This window comes from Curtobacterium sp. VKM Ac-2861, from assembly GCF_013204965.1.
In the GTDB taxonomy this organism is placed as follows: domain Bacteria; phylum Actinomycetota; class Actinomycetes; order Actinomycetales; family Microbacteriaceae; genus Curtobacterium.
Map to the genome: position 1 here is coordinate 359,230 of NZ_JABMLA010000003.1, position 19,368 is coordinate 378,597.

The following is a 19,368-nucleotide window of genomic DNA, read 5'->3' on the forward strand; positions in this document are numbered from 1 at the left end:
GGACGTCAGCGGAAGTTGATGTACTGCAACGGGACGTCGAACTCTTCACCCTTGAGGAGCTGGATCGTGTTCTGGAGGTCGTCGCGGCTCTTCGAGGAGACCCGCAGTTCGTCGCCCTGGATCTGGCTCTTCACGGTCTTCGGGGCGTTGGCCCGCAGGAACGCACCGATCTTCTTCGCGACGTCCTGCTCGATGCCGTTCTTGAACTTCACCTCGATGCGGTACTCCTTGCCCGAGGGGTAGGGGTCGCCAGCGTCGAGGCTCTTCAGGCTGATGTTGCGCTTGATCGCCTTGCTCTGCAGGACGTCGAGGACGGCCTTCGCGCGCTCTTCCGAGTTCGCCTTGATGAGGACGTCCTCGCCGCTGAAGGCGACCGACGCGTCCGCGCCCTTGAAGTCGTACCGCTGCTCGATCTCCTTGGCCGCCTGGTTGAGGGCGTTCTCCGCCTCCATCTTGTCGACCTTGCTGACCACGTCGAAGGAACTGTCTGCCATGCCGGACAGCCTAACGGCGGACTGGAGGCCCGGTTCCGGTCGCGCAGATCGGTTCGCGGTGGTCACGACCACCGTTCCGGATCCGCTATGCTTTTGTGCGCGCCTTCGGTTGGTGATCACACCGGCTGGGTGCGCATGGCAAGTTACCCAAGCGGCCAAAGGGATCTGACTGTAAATCAGCCGGCGTAGCCTTCGGGGGTTCGAATCCCTCACTTGCCACCATCGCGAAGCCCCGTCCGACCCGGACGGGGCTTTCGTCGTCCCTGGCAGGATCGGTGCATGGCATCCGACTGCACACCGTCCCAGTTCGCCGACCTCGCCGAGACGATCGCGCGCGAAGCGGCCACGCTCGCCGCGCGACGACGGGCCGAGGGCGTCGAGGTCGCCGACCGGAAGTCGAGCATCGTCGACGTGGTCACGGCGGCGGACCGCGAGGTCGAGGCGCTCATCCGCGCCCGGATCGCCGAGGCCCGGCCGGACGACGCGTTCCACGGCGAGGAGTCCGGCTCGGCGTCGGGGGAGTCGGGCATCACTTGGGTCGTCGACCCGATCGACGGCACGGTGAACTACCTGTACGGCAGCGCCGAGTACGGCGTGAGCATCGGCGTCGTGCGGGGTTCCGCCGACCCGACGACGTGGGAGCCGATCGCCGGTGTCGTCGTCGCTCCCGCGACCGGGGTGGTGTTCCGTGCCGCCGCCGGACAGGGCGCCACCCGTGACGGCGTGCCCCTGTCCGTCAGTGCTCCGGCCTCGCTCGCCGAGACACTCGTGGCGACGGGCTTCGGGTACACGGCCGACCGGCGCCGTGAGCAGGTGTCCGTGCTCGCCGGGCTGATCGGCGAGGTGCGGGACATCCGGCGCGGGGGAGCGGCGTCGCTCGACTGCTGCGCGGTCGGGACCGGGGTCGTCGACGCCTACTACGAGCGCGGGATCAACCCGTGGGACATGGCCGGCGGCTCCGTCGTCGCGCGCGAGGCCGGAGCGTCGGTCCGCATCTGGGAGGCCGGCGGCACCCGTTCCTTCCTGTTCGCGAGCCCCACGGTGGCCGACGACCTCGAGGCGCTGCTGCGCGGGCTGGAAGCGGAGGCGCTCGGCATCTGAGGTCCGTCGGTCCCTCGGTCTGGGGGTGCCCGGTGGACATGACCACGACTGGCGACGTGCGACGACGTTTGCTACCGTGCTCAGGTCCCGTTATCTGCTCGTTACCAACGAGCGCGCCCCTTCCCCGATCAGGATCGCCACCGCACGCATGCCCCACTCCCCACTGACGTCCGTCCCCACCGGTCCCGTCGACGCCGCCACCCCGGTCGTCCACCTGACCCGACGAGCACGGATCGAGGCGGAGCGAGCGGCTGCGAAGGGTGCTCCCGTCACGCAGGACCACGCGCAGGACGTCGCAGCCGACCGTGCCGCGGGCCCGTCGTTCGACGAGGTCGTCGGGCTGACCACACCGTCGTCGGCCGCCGCTCCCGTGTCGCCGATCGACCTCGCACCGGTGTCGCCCGCGCTGCCCGGGTCGGCGGTCCGTCCGGCCTCGCGCATCACGACGCCGCCGGCTCCCACCTCGCCGGACGTCCGCGCCACGGCGCCGCACACCGCGACGGCTGCAGCGGAGTCCGTCGCGCCCCAGCCCCGCCGTGTCATCGGCCAGGTCCCGGCGTCCCGTCGGCGGACCGGCCGTGCCGCACCGGCCGTGCAGGTCGACCGCGCCACCCGGCACATCGCGGCCAGCCGCACCGCCGCCGTGCCCGCCCCGGCTCCGGCCGCCCGGAAGCAGGGTGCCTCGTTCCGCCGTGCGGCCTCGCGCGTGACGGCCGTCGGTGCGCTCCTCTTCGTCGCCGGTCTCGTCGTCTCGACGTCGCTGCCCGCCCAGGCGCTCTACGTGCCGGAGACCGGCTCGACCGCGGCCCGGTCGACGGCGAGCGGTGCGACCCAGTCGATGAGCGTCAGCGCCGCAGCCGACGGGTCGACGAGCCGCGACCAGTACACGGTGTCGGACGCCACGCAGTACAAGAACGTCGACGCCTCGAGCTTCACCAACGACCCGACCGGCACGATCCAGTGGCCGTTCCTCACCGGCGTCCCGATCACCTCCGGCTTCGGCGGTCGTCAGGTCGCGGGCTGCTCGTTCTGCTCGACGAACCACATGGGCGTCGACTTCGCTCCCGGCGAGGGCACCCCGATCCGGGTGATCGCCGCCGGCACCGTCATCAAGGTCCAGGCGAACGACGGCGGCTTCGGCAACGACGTCTGGGTGGAGCACGACGTCGACGGCAAGCAGTTCGTCAGCGTGTACGGCCACATGGAGGACAACTCCTTCAAGGTGGTCACCGGTCAGCAGATCGAGGTCGGCGACGAGCTCGGTCTCGTGGGCAGCACGGGCAACTCCACGGGCCCGCACCTGCACCTCGAAGTGCACGTCGACGGGGTCCCCGTGGACCCGCTGGCGTGGCTCCAGACCAACGCGAACTAGCGGTCGCCGACGCGGCACGCCCGGGCGTCTCGCCCGGTTCCGGAGCAGCGTCGGAGGTCTGCTATCCTCGTGTGGTGCCGTTCGCGGCACATCGCCCCGATAGCTCAGTGGTAGAGCACCTCCATGGTAAGGAGGGGGTCGTCAGTTCAATCCTGACTCGGGGCTCCGACCCGGTGCGCGTGCCGCTCCGGATCTCTGGCGGGGTAGCTCAGTTGGTTAGAGCACACGACTCATAATCGTGGGGTCGCGGGTTCAAGTCCCGCCCTCGCTACAGCAAGCCCGGCGATCTGTTCGCCGGGCTTTCGTCGTTCCCGGGCTGCGTGCACGGCGGTGCGGACGCACTTCGGCTGTGCGCTGGACCAGGTGCGTGCCAGGAGGCACGTGGCGGACGCACACCGGGCCTCCCGTCCGCCCTGGGGTCGGCCCTACAGCGCGGAGTGCGACCCCGTGTCGGTGCGCGTCTGCAGCACGCCGGCCGCGCGCAGGGCGCGCTCGATCGCCGCGTTCACCTCGTGCCACGCGGCCCGTCGCCGGCTCGCGCCGATGCTGCCGCCGGAGACCGCCGTGCCGTGTCCGCTGTGCCGCAGCGTGATCGTGGTGGACGCCCCGGTGACGGTCGTCGACAGCTCGTAGCGGCGGAACTCGCGGGACGGGTGCACGAGCGCGCCGAGCAGGATCGTCAGCAGCAGGTTGCCGGTCGTCGCGGTGAGGGTCCCACCGGTCGACTCGACGCGGTGTCCCGCCGTGCGGAGTGCCGCGCCGGCGACCTCCATCGCGGTGCACCGGTCGCCCGTGTGCACGGCGAACTCGGTCCTGGTGTCCATCGTTGCTCCCCCGTCCCCTGATCCGGTGTCTCGACCGGACCGCCGATTCCCCCGAACCGGCGCAGCAAGCCTAGCCGATGCATCCTCAGCATCGACAGGCCCCCGGACGGGCGTCGGTAGACTGCCGACGTGTCAGTGAACCCCGAGCTCGTCGGCAGGACGTTCCCGCCGGCCCAGCCCTACCTGGTCGGTCGCGAGAAGGTGCGCGAGTTCTCGCGCGCGGTGTTCGTGACCAACCCCGTCCACCACGAACCCGACGCGGCCCGCGCCGCCGGGTACGCCGACGTCGTCGCCCCGCCGACCTTCGCGGTCGTCGTGCAGGAAGCCACGCTCGCGCAGCTCCTGGCCGAGCCGGACGCCGGCATCGACTTCTCCCGTGTCGTCCACGGCGAGCAGTCCTTCACCTACGACCGGCCCATCGTGGCCGGTGACGAACTCACCGCGACCCTGACCGTCACGAGCGTCAAGACGCTCGGCGGCAACGCGATGGTCACGGCCCAGAGCACCATGAACGACGCCGCGGGGGAGCACGTCGTCACAGCGACGTCGACCCTCGTGGTCCGAGGAGACGACGCATGACCGCCGCACCCGCCACCGCGATCGAGGTCGGCACGGTCGTCGCCGAGCGCGAGGTGCACGTCACCCGCGACTCGCTCGTCCGCTACGCCGGCGCCTCCGGTGACTTCAACCCGATCCACTACCGCGACGACGTCGCCACCTCGGTCGGCCTGCCCGGCGTCCTCGCGCACGGCATGCTCACGATGGGCATCGCCGTGCAGCCGGTCTCCGAGTGGCTCGGCGACAGCGGCTGGGTCGCGGGCTACGGCGTCCGCTTCACCCGCCCCGTCGTCGTGGACCCGGAGCAGGGCGCGACCATCGGCATCGTCGCCAAGGTCGGCACCGTCGACGACGACGGCCGACCGAAGCGCATCGACCTCACCGTGACCGCCGGCGGGCAGACCGTGCTCGGCAAGGCGCAGGTCACGGTGGCGTTCCGCTGACCGTGCACGAGCCGGTGCTCGCCGACCTCACGACGCTCGGCGTCGGTGGGTCGGCCGCGCGGCTGCTCACGGCCACGACGACCGACGAGCTCGTCGCCCACACGCGCACCGCCTGGGACGACCACGAGTGGCTGGTCCTCGGCGGCGGCAGCAACGTGCTGGTCGCCGACTCCGGATTCGACGGCACCGTCGTCCTGGTCCGCACCACGGGAGTGGACGCCGACACGGACGCCGACGGCGTCACCGTCCGCGTCGCGGCCGGCGAACCCTGGGACGCGTTCGTCGCCACCACCGTCGCGAACGGCTGGACCGGCCTGGAGGCCCTCAGCGGCATCCCGGGCACCGTCGGCGCCGCCCCCGTGCAGAACATCGGCGCCTACGGGGTCGAGCTCTCCGACGTGCTGACCCGGGTCGAGTTCCTCGATGCGGCCACGGGGGAGCGCACGTGGGTGCCCGCGGCCGAGCTGGCGCTCGGCTACCGCACGTCGACCCTCAAGCACGGACGCCGCGGTGTCGTGCTGACGGTCGAGTTCCGGCTCGGCACGGCGGAGGAGCACGGCGTGCCGGTGCGGTACGCCCAGCTCGCCGGTTCGCTCGGGGTCGACCTCGGTGCCCTCGTGGAACCCGCGACGGTCCGCGACGAGGTCCTGCGCCTCCGCGCCTCGAAGGGCATGGTGCTCGACGCCGACGACCGGGACACCTGGAGCGCCGGGTCGTTCTTCACGAACCCGATCGTGTCCGCGGCCTTCGCCGAGACCCTCCCCGCCGACGCGCCACGGTGGCCGGCCGGCGACGACGTCAAGCTCAGCGCCGCCTGGCTCATCGAGCACGCCGGGGTGCACCGGGGCTACGCCGTGCCGGGGTCGCGCGCGGCGATCTCGTCGAAGCACACCCTGGCCCTGACGAACCGTGGCGGCGCGACGGCGGCCCAGGTGGCCGAGCTCGCGCGGTACGTGCAGGTCACGGTCCTGAACCGCTTCGGGGTGTCGCTCGTGCCGGAGCCCGTCGTGGTGGGGGACCTGCTCGACTGAGCGCACGGGCACGACCCGGCCACGGGCCTCCCGGAACGCAGAACGGGCCACCTCGACGAGGCGGCCCGTTCTGCGTTCTGCGGGGTGTCGTGGGCGCGGGGACTACGCGAAGAACTTCGCCAGGCGGGCCACACCCTCGGCGATGTCGTCGTCGCCGAGCGCGTACGACAGGCGCAGGTAGCCGGACGGACCGAAGGCCTCGCCCGGGACGACCGCGACCTCGGCGTGCTCGAGGATCAGGTCGGCCAGCTCGAGGGTCGTCGTCGGGGTCGAGCCCGCCCATTCGCGACCGAGCAGTGCGGTGACGTCGGGGTAGACGTAGAAGGCGCCCTGCGGGGTCGGCGTGACGAAGCCCGGGATCGCGTTGAGCCCGGCGACGATGGCCTGGCGACGGCGGTCGAAGGCCTCGCGCATGGCCGCCACCGGCTCCTGCGGCCCGGTGAGGGCGGCGATCGCGGCGCGCTGGGACACGTTCGACACGTTCGACGACAGGTGCGACTGCAGGTTCGACGCGGCCTTGACCGCGTCGGCGGGACCGATGAACCAGCCGACGCGCCAGCCGGTCATCGCGTAGGTCTTCGCGACGCCGTTGACCAGGATCGTGGTGTCGGCGAGGGCCGGCACGGCGTCGAGGATGCCGGTGAAGCGGAGTCCGTCGTACACGAGGTCCTGGTAGATCTCGTCGCTGATCACCCAGATGCCGTGCTCGAGTGCCCACTCGCCGATGGCCGTGGTCTGCTCGGCGGTGTAGACGGCGCCGGTCGGGTTCGACGGCGAGCAGAACAGCAGCGCCTTCGTCTTCGGGGTGCGCGCGGCCTCGAGCTGCTCGACGGTGACGAGGTAGCCCTGGTCGCTGCCGGCGAAGACCTCGACCGGCTCGCCACCGGCCAGTCGGATGGCCTCGGGGTAGGTGGTCCAGTACGGGGCGGGGAGCAGGACCTCGTCGCCGGCGTCGACGATCGTCTGGAACGCCTGGTAGACGGCCTGCTTGCCGCCGTTGGTGACGATCACCCGCGACGGGTCGACGGTGATGCCGGACTCGCGTGCGGTCTTCTCGGCGATGGCCTGCTTCAGCTCCGGCAGACCGGTCGCCGGCGTGTACCGGTGGTTCTTCGGGTCCTGTGCGGCCTCGACCGCGGCGACGACCACGTGGTCGGGCGTGGCGAAGTCGGGCTCGCCGGCGGCGAAGGAGATGACGGGTCGGCCCGCGGCCTTCAGGGCCTTGGCCTTCGCGTCGACCTTGAGCGTCGCGGACTCGGCGATCGCCGCGATGCGGGACGCGATGCGCGGCCGATCGGTCGGCGCGGCGGCGGGGGTTGCGGTGGACTCGGGGCCGGGGGCTGCGGTGCTCACGGGTGCCAGCCTATCGGCGCGGCACGCCGTGGAGGGGGCCAAGTGGACACCGTGTGACGGACTCCCGTACACTCGACCACCGGAACACGATCGGTGACGGACGTGCTCTGAAGGGCGGTGGCTCAATTGGTAGAGCAGCGGTCTCCAAAACCGCAGGTTGCAGGTTCGAGTCCTGTCCGCCCTGCAACTCTGGAAGGGTAGAAGTTGGCGAGCAAAGACATGGAGACGACGGCGGACGACGTCGTCGCCAAGGCGAAGCAGGACCGGGCCGAGCGCCGGGGTCCGATCGCTGCCATCGTGCTCTTCATCCGTCAGGTGGTCGGCGAACTGCGCAAGGTCGTGACGCCGACCCGCAAGGAGCTCTTCAGCTACACGCTGGTCGTGCTCGTCTTCGTCGTCGTGATGATGATCCTGGTGTCGATCCTCGACTTCGTGTTCGGTCTCGGCGTCGGGTACGTCTTCGGCAACGGGCCCACGGCCTGACCCGGACGTCGACTGCCGAGTGCGGCAGTCCACTGGAGTACGGTCGCCCGAGACGGTGCCGATCGTGACCAGGACCGTCCGCCATCCCGACCCGCACCACCGAACGGAAAGAATCGACTGTGTCTGACTACTCCCGCGACGACATCGACCTCGCGACGGCTGCCGAGCAGTCCTCCGAGGTCGAGGAGAACCAGGAAGGCGACGTCGAGACCGGCGAGGAGCGCTCCGCCGAGTCCGCCGAGGAGCGCGCGATCTCCGTCGAGTCCGAGGACGACGAGTCCCTCGGCATCGACGAGGAGCTGACGGCACTGCAGGAGTCCAAGGACCCCGAGGCCGACGCCGTCGTCGAGGACGCCCTCGAGATCGACTCCACCGACGAGGCCGAGGCCGCGGTGGAGGCCGTCGAGGACGAGGAAGAGATCGAACTCGAGTCCGAGACCGCCGAAGAGGCGAACGAGACCCTCGCCGCCGACGAAGCGATCGACGCCGAGGACGACGACGCCGAAGAGGCCGAGGTCGACCCGTACGAGGCCTTCAAGGTCGAGCTGCGGATGAAGCCGGGCAAGTGGTACGTCATCCACTCCTACGCGGGCTTCGAGCGCCGCGTGAAGTCGAACATCGAGAACCGCATGGTGTCGATGTCGATGGAGGAGTCGATCTACCAGGTCGAGGTCCCGATGGAGGACGTCGTCGAGATCAAGAACGGGCAGCGCAAGCTGGTCACCCGCGTCCGGATCCCCTCGTACGTGCTCGTCCGCATGGACCTCAACGAGGACTCGTGGTCCGTCGTCCGGCACACCCCCGGTGTCACCGGCTTCGTCGGCAACGCCCACAACCCGACGCCGCTCCGTTTCGACGAGGCGTTCGGCATGCTCAAGTCCCTCGTGCAGGTCGCCGAGGCCGCCCCGACCAAGGGTGGCTCGAAGTCCGGCGGTTCCCTGCAGGCGCAGCCCGCGGCCGAGGTCGACTTCGAGGTCGGCGAGACGATCACCATCAAGGAAGGCTCGTTCGCGGGCCTGCCGGGTTCGATCTCCGAGATCAAGCCGGAGAGCGGCAAGCTCACCGTCCTCGTCTCGCTGTTCGAGCGCGAGACCCCGGTCGAGCTCAGCTTCGACCAGGTCACGAAGCTCTAGTCCAGGTCTCCCCGTTCGGGTAGACTCATCGAGTTTGGGCCCGCACGCCTCGTGCGTGTGGGCCTTCACCGCGGTCCGGAACGGCCGGACCAGCGGGAGAGTGCACGGATCCCCGTGCGTTCGATTCCAGGAGGAAGACAAGTCATGGCACCGAAGAAGAAGGTCACGGGCCTGATCAAGCTGCAGATCAACGCGGGAGCCGCCAACCCGGCCCCGCCGATCGGTCCGGCACTCGGTCAGCACGGCGTCAACATCATGGAGTTCTGCAAGGCGTACAACGCGGCGACCGAGTCGCAGCGTGGCAACGTCGTGCCGGTCGAGATCACCGTCTACGAGGACCGTTCGTTCACGTTCGTCCTCAAGACCCCGCCGGCCGCTGAGCTCATCAAGAAGGCTGCTGGTGTGCAGAAGGGGTCCGCGACCCCGCACACGGTCAAGGTCGCGAAGATCTCGATGGACCAGGTCCGTCAGATCGCCGAGACCAAGCAGGCCGACCTGAACGCCAACGACATCGAGCAGGCCGCGAAGATCATCGCCGGCACCGCACGCTCGATGGGCATCACGGTCGAGGCCTAAGCACCGATCGGGCTCCGGCCCACACCCAGACACCTTTCCGTGGGAGAGCCGCGCCGGCTCGTCAACCACGTATCTCGCAAGGAGACCACCATGGCGAAGAAGTCCAAGGCCTACGAAGCCGCGGCCGCGAAGATCGAGGCCGACAAGTTCTACACCCCGACCGAGGCAGTCGCCCTGGCCAAGGAGACCGGCTCTGCGAAGACCGACTCCACGGTCGAGGTCGCACTGAAGCTCGGCGTCGACCCGCGCAAGGCGGACCAGATGGTCCGCGGCACGGTCATCCTGCCGCACGGCACGGGCAAGACCGCCCGCGTCATCGTGTTCGCGACGGGTGCAGCGGCCGAGGCCGCGATCGCAGCCGGCGCCGACGAGGTCGGTGGCGACGAGCTCATCGCGAAGGTCGCCGAGGGCTACACGTCCTTCGACTCCGCCGTCGCGACGCCCGAGCTCATGGGCAAGGTCGGTCGTCTCGGCAAGGTGCTCGGCCCGCGTGGCCTCATGCCGAACCCGAAGACCGGCACCGTGACGCCGAACGTGGCGCAGGCCGTCAACGACATCAAGGGCGGCAAGATCGAGTTCCGCGTCGACAAGCACGCCAACGTGCACTTCGTCGTCGGCAAGGCCTCGTTCACGCCGGAGCAGCTCGACGAGAACATCTCGACCGCGCTCGAGGAGATCAACCGCCTCAAGCCGAGCTCCTCGAAGGGCCGTTACGTCATGAAGGGCGCCGTCTCGACGACCTTCGGCCCCGGCATCCCGCTGGACGTCAACAGCATCTGAGTCCGCTGACTCGCAGAAGGGCCCGCACCGGCAACGGTGCGGGCCCTTTTCGCGTGCAGGGGCACGCGTCCCGGTAGCGTGGTCTCGTGCGCACCCTCGTGAACTCGCTCCGGTTGATCGCCGTCATCGCCGTCGTCGTCGCGATCGTCGCCCAGTGGCTCGTCAGCTCCAAGACGGACGTCTACAACCCGTGGAACTTCTTCGGCTACTTCACGATCCAGTCGAACGTCATCATCGCGGTGGCCCTGGCGGTGACCCTCGTCGCCTCGGCCCGCCGCAAGCGTGGGGACCTGCGGGTGAGCCTGGTCCGGGGCGCCGGCACGGTCTACATCGCCACGACCGGGATCGTCTACAACACCCTGCTGACGAACGTCGACGTGTCGGCGAGTGTGCAGTGGTCGAACGACGTGCTGCACAAGGTCATCCCCGCGTACGCGGTCCTCGACTGGCTGCTGTTCTCCGACCGGTCGAAGCTGCTCCTCCGCCACGTCTGGTGGTTCCTGATCTACCCGGCGGTGTGGACGATCGTCATCCTCATCCGGGGCGCGACCGACGGCTGGGTGCCGTACCCGTTCCTCGACCCCGCGCAGGGGTACGGGGTCGTGGCGATCTACTGCGTCGGCGTGGGTGTCTCGATCGGGTTGCTCGGCGTCCTCGTCGTGGGGATGAGCCGGCTCCGACTCGTCAAGGTCTGAGCTGACGGGCTACGAACGGAAGTCGCGCAGCTTGTCGAGCACCAGGTCGGCGAGCTGCACGAGCCCGCGGATCTGGTCGTCGTCACGGTCGACCCAGCGGCACTCGGGCTCGTCGGCGACGGGGACGAAGCCGTCGTGGCGCTCCCAGACGAACAGGGTGCGATCGGCGCCGAGCACGTACTGCTGCCACCAGATCTGCCGCAGGTAGTGCCGGGGGACGCTCCGCCAGCCCTTCGCGGTGGTCTTGATCTCGGCGAGCACCACCCGCGAGCCCTGGACACCGACGCCGTCGGGGGTCGCGAGGTGCGCCCGGTTCGCAGCGGCGTGGAACAGGTGCGCCGAGGGCTGGATGCCGTGCGTGGCCGCGACCCAGGCGGCGATGTGGGGCTCGCGGTCCTTGCCGTGCTCGGTGAACGCGTTGCCGGAGAACCGTGAGCCGTAGCGCTTCTCGGTGACGACGGCCTCGACCGCGTGCAGCGAGGCGAGCCGAGCGACGTCGGTCGCGGTGATGCCCGCGGCGCGGGCGCGGAGCCAGGCGAAGCGGTCCGAGGAGTGCGCGACGATCCGCTCGGTGTGGCCGCGCAGGGCGGTGAACGCGTCGCGTCCGGGGACCGCAGCCGGCGTGGCGGAGGCAGACAGCTCCTCCAGTCCGGGGTCCAGGTCGCCCCACAGGGTGGGCTGCACGATCGTCACCCGTCGATTCTCCCCCCGACCACCGGCAAGACCGAATCCGACGCGCTCACGAGTGGGGCGTGTGCGTCAGGAGACCAGCTCGCGCCCCTCGGCGTAGGCGACCAGCTCGTCGACCCCGGCGGGGGAGAGCGCGTAGCCGATCGCGAGCGCCGCTGCGCCCTGCAGCGCGGCGAGCGACCCCGCACGCGACTGGGCGATGACGAGGTGCTCGGTGGCGAGCGGCATCGACCGGGAGTAGACGACCTCGCGGACGCCGGCGAGCAGGTGCTCACCGGCCTGCGTGATCGAGCCGCCCAGGACGATCACCGACGGGTTCATGAGCGAGACGCACGTGGCGAGCACCTCGCCGATGTCGCGGCCCGCCTGTCGGACGGCGTAGATGGCGTCGAGGTCGGAGCGGTTCACCAGGTCCAGCACGTCGGCGCCGGTGTGGGCGTCGTGTCCCTTCGCACGCAGGGCACGGGCGATCGCCGGGCCGGACGCAACCGCCTCGAGGCACCCGGTGTTGCCGCAGTGGCAGGGGACGTCGCCGGCGCGGGACACCCGCACGTGGCCGATGTCACCGGCGGTGCCCTGGGCGCCGCGTTGCAGTTCGCCGTCCGACACGATGCCGGACCCGATGCCGGTGGCGACCTTGACGAACAACAGGTGGTCGACGTGGGGCCAGCCGTGCTCCCGTTCGCCGAGGGCCGCGATGTTCACGTCGTTGTCGAGCAGGACGTGCGCCGCGATGTGCTGGCGGAGCCACGACGGCACGTCGAAGCCGTCCCACCCGGGCATGATCGGGGGGTTCGCCGGGCGTCCGGTCGAGAACTCGACCGGACCGGGCACGCCGATCCCGATGGCGATGACGTCCTGTCGGGCGCGGCCGACCTCGTCGAGTAGCTCGTCGATGGTGGCGACCAGCCACGACAGGGTCTCCACCGGGCCGGCGGCGATGTCGATGCGTGCTTCGCGGGTGGCGAGCGGGGCAGCGACCAGGTCCGTGACGGCGACACGGCCGTGCGAGGCGCCGAGGTCGGCAGCGATCACGAGCCGGGCGCGGGGCTTCAGCGCCACCTGGGCGGGCGGCCGTCCTCCGGTGGAGACGGCGGTGTCGACGGGGCCGACGAGACCGACCTCGATGAGGGAGTCCAGGCGCACGCCGATGGTGGAGCGTGCGAGTCCTGTCAGTGCGGCGAGCTCGGCCCGGGTCCGCGGCACGCCGTCGCGGAGGATCTGGAAGAGCTCGCTCGTCCCGACCGGAGGCGACGCTGCCGTCCGAGTCAAGTCGACCATGGGGGGAGTGAAGCACACATCGAACGCGCCACGCAACGAAGTTCGTCGACCTTCCACGAACTTCTGCTTGACCGCCGACAGAAGTGGTCATAGTGTGACGCTCGGTCAGTGACGACCGCACCATCTCGACGAGGAGAACCCCTGGTGACCCAACCGATCTCGGTTCAGCTCTACACCGTCCGCGACGCCCTCTCGGCCGACCTGCCTGGCACGCTCCAGCGCATCGCCGACATCGGCTACACCAACGTCGAGGCCTTCGGCTTCGTCGACAACGCCGACGAACTCGCCGCCGCGCTGCGCGACGCCGGCCTGGCCGCCCCGAGCGGACACGCACGACTGCTGGACGCCGGCGAGCAGGACCTCGAGCGGATCTTCCACGCGAGCGTCACCGTCGGACTCGGCACCCTGATCGACCCGCACATCGACGAGGCCCGCTGGACCACCCGCGAGGACGTCGAGGCCATCGCCCGCGAACTGAGCGCCCTCGCCCCCCGCGCGGCCGACCACGGCCTGGTCCTCGGCTACCACAACCACGCGTTCGAGTTCTCGAACCGCATCGACGGCGTCAGCGCCTACGAGGTCTTCGCCGACGCGCTGTCCGACGACGTCGTGCTCGAGCTCGACACCTACTGGGTCAAGGTCGGCGGTGACGACCCGGTGGCGGTCATCGGCAAGTACGGCGACAAGATCGAGTTCCTGCACGTCAAGGACGGCGACGGCTCGCACGACGACGACAAGCAGGTCGCCGTCGGCAACGGCATCATGCCGATCCGCGAGATCCTCGCCGCCGCACCCGACGCACTCCACGTCGTCGAGCTCGACGGCCACGAGGGCGACGTCTTCCAGGCGGTCGCCGACTCCTACACGTTCCTCGAGGGGGCCCGCGCATGACCGACACCACGGCGTCCACCGCCCTCGACAGCAGCACCCGGACCGGCCGCGTCGGCGTCGGCGTCATCGGCGCCGGGGTCATCTCCGACCAGTACCTGTCGAACCTCACCGTCTTCCCCGACGTCGAGGTCCGCTTCATCGCCGACATCGACCTGCCGCGCGCAGCCGCCCAGGCCGAGAAGTGGGGCGTCGCCGGGTCGGGCACCGTCGAGGAGCTCCTGGCCGACGACGACATCGAGATCGTCGTCAACCTGACGATCCCGGCCGCCCACGTCGAGGTCGCCCTGCAGGTCCTCGCCGCCGGCAAGCACGTGTGGGGAGAGAAGCCCTACGCCCTCGACCGCGAGAGCGCGACCGAACTCCGTGACGCCGCACGCGCCGCGGGCAAGACCGTCAGCGTCGCACCCGACACCTTCCTCGGTGCCGGCCTGCAGACCGCGCTCCGCACCATCCGCGACGGCCGCATCGGCAAGCCGCTCAACGGCCTGACGCTCTTCCAGAGCCCCGGCCCGGAGTCCTGGCACCCGAGCCCCGAGTTCCTCTTCGCGTACGGTGCGGGCCCGCTGTTCGACATCGGCCCGTACTACATCACCACCCTGGTGCAGACGTTCGGTCCGGTGAAGAAGGTCACGGCGACGGCGTCGAAGTCCCGCGCCACGCGCACGATCGGCTCCGGCCCGAAGGCGGGCACCGAGTTCCCCGTCGACGTCCCGACGAACCACTCCGCACTGATCGAGTTCGAGGACGGCGGGAGCGCGCAGAGCGTCTTCTCGTTCGAGTCGGACCGCGGTCGCACGGGCGTCGTCGAGATCGCGGGCGAGACCGGCACCGTCGTGTTCCCGGACCCGAACAACTTCGACGGCGACACCGAGCTGTACGCGCTCGGCGCCGAGGAGCCCGAGACGATCCCCGCGGTCGGCTCCACCTACTCGCGCGGCACCGGCGTGGTCGACCTCGCCCGCTCGCTCCGCTCAGGCGACGAGAACCGGGTCCCCGGTGCCCTCGCCTTCCACGTCCTCGACGTGATGGTCTCCATCGCCGAGGCGGCAGAACGTGGCGAGGCGGTGCTCGTCGAGAGCACCGTGTCGCCCTCCCAGACCCTCCCAGAGGGTTGGGACCCCGCGGAGCAGACCCTGGCCTGACCGGCCCGGATCCGCCCCGCACACCACAGCAGCACCCGAAGATCCATCCCGCACCACCCCTGCACCATCTCAACGACGAGAAAGTAGAGAGTCATGCGCACTGCCATCCGCGCACTGGCCATCACCGCGGCCGCCGCACTCACCGTGACCGGCCTCGCAGCCTGCTCCTCCGGATCGTCCGGTTCCTCCGGCGACTCCAAGACGCTCACCTACTGGGCGTCCAACCAGGGCACGTCGCTCCAGAACGACAAGGAGGTGCTGACCCCCGTCCTCAAGAAGTTCACGAAGGAGACCGGGATCAAGGTCGACCTCCAGGTCATCGGCTGGAACGACCTGCAGACGAAGATCCAGACCGCCGTCACCTCGGGCCAGGGCCCGGACGTCGTCAACATCGGCAACACCTGGGCCACCTCGCTCCAGGCGACCGGTGCGTTCCAGGAGTACGGCGACTCCGAGATGAAGGCGATCGGCGGTGCCGACAAGTTCGGCAAGGTCGCGCTCTCCACCGGTGGCGCCCCCGGCAAGACCGTCACGAGCGTCCCGCTCTACGGCCTCGCGTACGGCCTGTACTACAACAAGTCCATGTTCAAGGACGCCGGCCTCGAGGCACCGACCACGTGGGAAGACCTCACGGCGGACGCCAAGAAGCTCACGACCGGCGGCAAGTACGGCTTCACCATCGCCGGTGGTTCGTACACCGAGAACTCGCACTTCGCGTTCATCACCTCGGCGCAGAACGGTGGCGAGTGGTTCGACAAGGACGGCAAGCCGACCTTCACCGACAAGGCGAACGTCGACGGCATCAAGCGCTACCTCGACCTGATGCAGTCCGACAAGGTCGTCAACACCTCGAACGCGCAGTACGACAACGGCACGCAGGCCGTCTCGGACTTCGCGAACGGCAAGGCCGCGATGATGCTGACGCAGAACAACGCGAACGCGACGATCACCTCGCAGGGCATGAAGACGGACGAGTTCGGCGTCGTGCCGTTCCCGACCACCGCTGACGGCGCGGACATCGCGTCGTTCCCGGCCGGCATCAACCTGTCGATCTTCAAGAACACGAAGAACAAGGACGGCGCGCTCAAGTTCGTCAAGTACATGACGAGCGCGGACACGCAGACCACGCTCGACAAGCCGTACTCGGCCCTCCCGGTGCTCGCCGCCGCGGCTGACTCGGTCACCGACGAGCAGACGAAGACGTTCCTCGACATCTACAACAACAAGGCCAAGCCCCTCCCGCTGGTCCCCGCCGAGGACCAGTTCGAGTCCACCGTCGGCAAGGCGATGAACGACATGTTCGCCAAGATCGCCACCGGCGGCTCCGTGTCCGACAGCGACATCAAGACCGCGCTGCAGACCGCCCAGGACCAGGTGTCCCAGGCGAACGGCTGATCCAGCCAGGAGGCCCGGGGCGCGTCCGCAAGGACGCCCCCGGGCCTCCCACCCCTCGCGTCCACAGCCGGACGCGCCGGGGCAGGTCGTCACCGGCCCCACAGCCCCAGAGCCGGCCATCCGCCGGCAGTGAGCGTCCCGTCTCACGCACGCCGTGCCTCCCGTCCGCTGCCACGGACCGGAGTGCGAAGCACCCGAACCCCCTCCTGCCGAAAGGCCCCCGCCCATGTCCACGACGGTCCTGCCCGATGCGGAGCGCATCGACCTGACGCACACGAAGGGCTCGACGCTGTCGGGCCGTCCGCCAGGTCGCAAGCGCAAGACCAACTGGCTGCCCTACGCGCTCGTCGCGCCGGCCATCCTGTTCGAGCTGCTCATCCACATCGTCCCGATGCTCACCGGCATCTGGATCTCGTTCATCCAGCTCACCAAGTACTTCATCGCGAACTGGGGCGCTGCACCCTTCGCGGGACTGCACAACTACTCGGTCGTCGTCGACTTCGACCAGGCGATCGGCAAGGGCGTCCTGCACTCCTTCCTGATCACCTGCGGCTTCACGGTGCTCGTCGTCGGCCTCTCCTGGACCTTCGGCATGGCCGCCGCGGTCGCACTGCAGAAGCCGTTCAGGGGCCGCGGGCTGTTCCGCACCCTGTTCCTGGTGCCGTACGCGCTGCCGATGTACGCCGGCATCATCACCTGGAAGTTCATGTTCCAGCGTGACTCCGGAGCGGTGAACCACGTCCTGGTCGACCAGTTGCACCTGTTCAACGGCACCGGCCCGTTCTGGCTGATCGGCTCGAACGCCTTCGTCTCCGTCGTCGTCGTGGCGATCTGGAAGACCTGGCCCTTCGCGTTCCTGATGCTGATGGCCGGCCTGCAGTCCGTGCCGAACGACGTGTACGAGGCCGCCTCGGTCGACGGCGCTAAGCCGTTCCGGCAGTGGCGCTCGATCACGCTGCCGATGGTCCGCCCGGTCAACGTGACGCTCGTGCTCGTGATGTTCCTCTGGACCTTCAACGACTTCAACACGCCGTTCGTGCTGTTCGGCTCGACCGCGCAGCCCCCGGCCGCGGACCTGCTGAGCTTCCACATCTACAACGCGTCCTTCATCACCTGGAACTTCGGCTCCGGTGCCGCGATGAGCGTCCTGCTCCTCATCTTCCTGCTCATCGTCACCGGCATCTACCTCGCCGTGACCAACCGGAGGTCCGTCCGTGCGTGAGACATTCGGCGCCAAGTCCTTCAAGGTCGTGACCCTGGTCATCCTGACCCTGTTCACGGTCGTGCCCCTCTACGTGATGATCACCACGGCCATCAAGCCGCTCGGTGACGTGCAGAACGACTTCACGTGGATCCCGACCAACATCACCATCCAGCCGTTCATCGACATGTGGTCGACGGTGCCGCTCGGCAAGTACTTCGTGAACTCGCTCGTGGTCTGCACGGTCGCCACGGTGTTCTCGCTGATCATCGCGACGTTCGCCGCCTACGGTGTCTCGCGCTGGAACTTCAAGGGCAAGAGCACCTTCACCACCGCGGTGCTCTCCACCCAGATGTTCCCCGGCGTGCTGTTCCTGCTCCCGCTGTTCCTCATCTTCACGAACCTCGGGAACTCGCTGGGCATCCAGCTCGTCGGCAGCTGGACCGGCCTGATCATCACGTACCTGACCTTCACGCTCCCGTTCTCGATCTGGATGCTCGCCGGCTACTTCGAGACCATCCCGCGTGAGCTCGACGAGGCCGCGATGGTCGACGGTTCCGGCCCGATGGGTGCCCTGTTCCGGGTCATCCTGCCCTCGGCCCGTCCGGGTCTGGTCGCGGTCGGCATCTACTCGTTCATGACGGCCTGGGGCGAGGTGCTCTTCGCCTCGGTCATGACCAACGGCGACGGGCAGACCCTGGCGGTCGGTCTGCAGCAGTACTCCACGCAGACGAACGTGTACTGGAACCAGATCATGGCCGCGTCCCTGGTCGTGTCCATCCCCGTGGTGATCGCGTTCCTCATCGTGCAGCGCCAGTTCGTGGCCGGCTTGACCGCCGGTGCCGTGAAGTAGCCAGCTGACTTCAGCTCTAGCTCCAGCTCCGCGAAAGCGACAGATTCCCGGCGAACATCGCCGGGAATCTGTCGCTTTCGCGTACCGGTCCGTGCCGCCGGAACACGACACGGCAGGATGGGGCGCATGAGTGGAGCGCGCGGGCGGCAGCTGCTGCCAGGACAGACCAGCCGGGTGCACGTGTACGACCTCGAGTCGCGGACATCGCGGCTGGTGTTCGAGTCGAGGACGGTGCTCGTCGAGGCGCCGAACGTGCTCGACGACGGCACCCTCGTGCTGAACGGGAACGGCGACCTCTGGCTGCTGCCGCGCCCCGACGGCGGCACGGTGCTCGACGAGACCGCCCTCGTTCCGGTGCCGATGCCGGGCGTCCCCGAGATCAACAACGACCACGTGCTCGACCCCTCGGGCAAGTCGGTCGTGGTGAGCGGCCGCGACGGGGACCTGTACCGGGTGCCCGTGCCGGCCGGGGGAGCGGCCGCGACCCTCACCGACGTCACCACCGCGCTGCCGGTCGTCCGGAAGTTCTACCTGCACGGCATCGCCCCGGACGGGGAGACCCTCGCGGCGATCGTCGGGGAGCGCACCGAGGCGGGCGTCTGGACCACCGACGTCGCACTCGTCGACCCCGCCACCGGCGACCCGACGTTCCTGACCCGCGACGAGCACCCCGACGACGGCGTCTCGTTCGCGGGCGAGATGCTCGTGTGGAACTCGGAGCGGTTCACGCCGGGCACCGCGCAGCTCGTCGCGCTGTGGCCAGGGGCGACCGACCCGGTCCGGATCACGAACGACGACCGGGTGAACTGGTTCCCGCACGTCTCGCCGGACGGGGAGCACCTGCTCTACCTGTCCTACGAACCGGGGGTGCAGGGCCACCCGGCCGACCACCGCGTGGAGCTGCGGCGGCTGCCCGGGGTGCTCGTCCGGGGCGCCCGGATCATGCCGGTGCCGGAGACCCTCGTCGTGCTCGACGGCGGCCAGGGCACGGTCAACGTCCCGCCGTGGTCCCCGGACTCCCGCTGGTTCGTCTACTGCGACTACTCCGTGGCGCCGTAGCCGCCGCGAGTCC

21 protein-coding genes and 4 tRNA genes are annotated in these 19,368 nt (G+C 69.5%); 20 read left to right on the forward strand and 5 right to left on the reverse strand.

Going from position 1 to position 19,368, the window contains the following annotated elements; all coding sequences use genetic code 11:
* Window positions 1-5: 5 nt before the first annotated feature.
* Complete coding sequence (locus tag HQQ88_RS09770) at window positions 6-494, reverse strand: YajQ family cyclic di-GMP-binding protein (protein WP_111084269.1); 489 nt, start codon at window positions 492-494, stop codon at window positions 6-8.
* Between the two features lie 137 nt (window positions 495-631).
* On the opposite strand from HQQ88_RS09770, the gene HQQ88_RS09775 reads away from it, so the two are divergent.
* The 5 genes from HQQ88_RS09775 (at window position 632) to HQQ88_RS09795 (ending at window position 3,238) form a co-directional block, all read left to right on the forward strand.
* Window positions 632-716 (forward strand) — tRNA-Tyr (locus HQQ88_RS09775).
* Window positions 717-773: 57 nt separating this feature from the next.
* Window positions 774-1,595 carry an inositol monophosphatase family protein gene (locus HQQ88_RS09780; RefSeq protein ID WP_131921751.1) on the forward strand — a complete coding sequence of 274 codons (822 nt, stop codon included), beginning with the start codon at window positions 774-776 and terminating at the stop codon, window positions 1,593-1,595.
* A 148-nt stretch (window positions 1,596-1,743) separates the two neighbouring features.
* Window positions 1,744-2,967, forward strand: coding sequence for a M23 family metallopeptidase (locus HQQ88_RS09785; RefSeq protein ID WP_173169320.1), 1,224 nt, complete (start codon window positions 1,744-1,746; stop codon window positions 2,965-2,967).
* A 93-nt stretch (window positions 2,968-3,060) separates the two neighbouring features.
* A tRNA-Thr gene (locus HQQ88_RS09790) sits at window positions 3,061-3,132 on the forward strand.
* A gap of 32 nt (window positions 3,133-3,164) precedes the next feature.
* A tRNA-Met gene (locus HQQ88_RS09795) sits at window positions 3,165-3,238 on the forward strand.
* Between the two features lie 154 nt (window positions 3,239-3,392).
* Here the strand turns inward: HQQ88_RS09795 and HQQ88_RS09800 are convergent.
* Window positions 3,393-3,791, reverse strand: coding sequence for a hypothetical protein (locus tag HQQ88_RS09800; RefSeq protein ID WP_146249686.1), 399 nt, complete (start codon window positions 3,789-3,791; stop codon window positions 3,393-3,395).
* Window positions 3,792-3,920: 129 nt separating this feature from the next.
* Between HQQ88_RS09800 and HQQ88_RS09805 the strand changes: the two genes are divergently transcribed.
* The 3 genes from HQQ88_RS09805 to HQQ88_RS09815 are packed head-to-tail and all read left to right on the forward strand — an operon-like array spanning window position 3,921 to window position 5,823.
* Window positions 3,921-4,370 carry a MaoC family dehydratase N-terminal domain-containing protein gene (locus HQQ88_RS09805; protein ID WP_173169321.1) on the forward strand — a complete coding sequence of 150 codons (450 nt, stop codon included), beginning with the start codon at window positions 3,921-3,923 and terminating at the stop codon, window positions 4,368-4,370.
* Window positions 4,367-4,792, forward strand: coding sequence for a MaoC/PaaZ C-terminal domain-containing protein (locus HQQ88_RS09810; protein WP_131921749.1), 426 nt, complete (start codon window positions 4,367-4,369; stop codon window positions 4,790-4,792). Before HQQ88_RS09805 ends, HQQ88_RS09810 begins: the two co-directional genes overlap by 4 nt.
* A gap of 14 nt (window positions 4,793-4,806) precedes the next feature.
* Window positions 4,807-5,823: a UDP-N-acetylmuramate dehydrogenase gene (locus tag HQQ88_RS09815; RefSeq protein WP_367917005.1), complete on the forward strand. Its 1,017-nt coding sequence runs from the start codon at window positions 4,807-4,809 to the stop codon at window positions 5,821-5,823.
* 102 nt (window positions 5,824-5,925) lie between these two features.
* On the opposite strand, the gene HQQ88_RS09820 is transcribed toward HQQ88_RS09815, so the two are convergent.
* Entirely contained in the window at window positions 5,926-7,107 is a 1,182-nt protein-coding gene (locus HQQ88_RS09820; RefSeq protein ID WP_131921844.1) for a pyridoxal phosphate-dependent aminotransferase, read from the reverse strand.
* Window positions 7,108-7,287: 180 nt separating this feature from the next.
* Here HQQ88_RS09820 and HQQ88_RS09825 point away from each other — a divergent pair.
* The 6 genes from HQQ88_RS09825 (at window position 7,288) to HQQ88_RS09850 (ending at window position 10,843) form a co-directional block, all read left to right on the forward strand.
* Window positions 7,288-7,360, forward strand: a tRNA-Trp gene (locus tag HQQ88_RS09825).
* A gap of 20 nt (window positions 7,361-7,380) precedes the next feature.
* Complete coding sequence (gene secE, locus HQQ88_RS09830; RefSeq protein ID WP_173169323.1) at window positions 7,381-7,659, forward strand: preprotein translocase subunit SecE; 279 nt, start codon at window positions 7,381-7,383, stop codon at window positions 7,657-7,659.
* Between the two features lie 119 nt (window positions 7,660-7,778).
* Window positions 7,779-8,792 (forward strand): transcription termination/antitermination protein NusG, encoded by a 1,014-nt coding sequence (nusG, locus tag HQQ88_RS09835; RefSeq protein ID WP_123672358.1) that lies wholly within the window; start codon window positions 7,779-7,781, stop codon window positions 8,790-8,792.
* Between the two features lie 144 nt (window positions 8,793-8,936).
* A complete protein-coding gene (gene rplK / locus HQQ88_RS09840) occupies window positions 8,937-9,368 on the forward strand; it encodes a 50S ribosomal protein L11 (protein WP_022906459.1) in 432 nt (143 codons plus the stop codon).
* Window positions 9,369-9,458: 90 nt separating this feature from the next.
* Window positions 9,459-10,148, forward strand: a complete 690-nt coding sequence (gene rplA / locus HQQ88_RS09845) for a 50S ribosomal protein L1 (RefSeq protein WP_123292110.1) — start codon at window positions 9,459-9,461, stop codon at window positions 10,146-10,148.
* An 86-nt stretch (window positions 10,149-10,234) separates the two neighbouring features.
* Complete coding sequence (locus HQQ88_RS09850) at window positions 10,235-10,843, forward strand: Pr6Pr family membrane protein (protein ID WP_173169324.1); 609 nt, start codon at window positions 10,235-10,237, stop codon at window positions 10,841-10,843.
* Between the two features lie 9 nt (window positions 10,844-10,852).
* Here the strand turns inward: HQQ88_RS09850 and HQQ88_RS09855 are convergent, their stop codons facing one another.
* Together HQQ88_RS09855 and HQQ88_RS09860 are read right to left on the reverse strand one after the other, a co-directional pair.
* The gene (locus tag HQQ88_RS09855) at window positions 10,853-11,536 is read right to left on the reverse strand and encodes a YqaJ viral recombinase family protein (RefSeq protein ID WP_173169325.1); all 684 of its coding nucleotides are present in this window, start codon (window positions 11,534-11,536) and stop codon (window positions 10,853-10,855) included.
* A gap of 66 nt (window positions 11,537-11,602) precedes the next feature.
* A complete protein-coding gene (locus HQQ88_RS09860) occupies window positions 11,603-12,814 on the reverse strand; it encodes an ROK family protein (protein WP_173169326.1) in 1,212 nt (403 codons plus the stop codon).
* Between the two features lie 144 nt (window positions 12,815-12,958).
* Between HQQ88_RS09860 and HQQ88_RS09865 the strand changes: the two genes are divergently transcribed.
* The 6 genes from HQQ88_RS09865 to HQQ88_RS09890 all read left to right on the forward strand — a co-directional run bounded on the left by HQQ88_RS09865 (window position 12,959) and on the right by HQQ88_RS09890 (window position 19,355).
* Entirely contained in the window at window positions 12,959-13,705 is a 747-nt protein-coding gene (locus HQQ88_RS09865) for a sugar phosphate isomerase/epimerase (protein WP_173169327.1), read from the forward strand.
* The gene (locus HQQ88_RS09870) at window positions 13,702-14,847 is read left to right on the forward strand and encodes a Gfo/Idh/MocA family protein (RefSeq protein WP_173169328.1); all 1,146 of its coding nucleotides are present in this window, start codon (window positions 13,702-13,704) and stop codon (window positions 14,845-14,847) included. Before HQQ88_RS09865 ends, HQQ88_RS09870 begins: the two co-directional genes overlap by 4 nt.
* A 93-nt stretch (window positions 14,848-14,940) precedes the next feature.
* Window positions 14,941-16,242 carry an ABC transporter substrate-binding protein gene (locus HQQ88_RS09875; protein ID WP_123938625.1) on the forward strand — a complete coding sequence of 434 codons (1,302 nt, stop codon included), beginning with the start codon at window positions 14,941-14,943 and terminating at the stop codon, window positions 16,240-16,242.
* Window positions 16,243-16,468: 226 nt separating this feature from the next.
* Window positions 16,469-17,464 (forward strand): carbohydrate ABC transporter permease, encoded by a 996-nt coding sequence (locus HQQ88_RS09880; RefSeq protein WP_111084254.1) that lies wholly within the window; start codon window positions 16,469-16,471, stop codon window positions 17,462-17,464.
* Entirely contained in the window at window positions 17,457-18,296 is an 840-nt protein-coding gene (locus HQQ88_RS09885) for a carbohydrate ABC transporter permease (RefSeq protein ID WP_111084253.1), read from the forward strand. The genes HQQ88_RS09880 and HQQ88_RS09885 overlap by 8 nt, the downstream gene beginning before the upstream one ends.
* 126 nt (window positions 18,297-18,422) lie before the next feature.
* Window positions 18,423-19,355, forward strand: a complete 933-nt coding sequence (locus tag HQQ88_RS09890) for a hypothetical protein (protein ID WP_173169329.1) — start codon at window positions 18,423-18,425, stop codon at window positions 19,353-19,355.
* Window positions 19,356-19,368 lie beyond the last annotated feature (13 nt).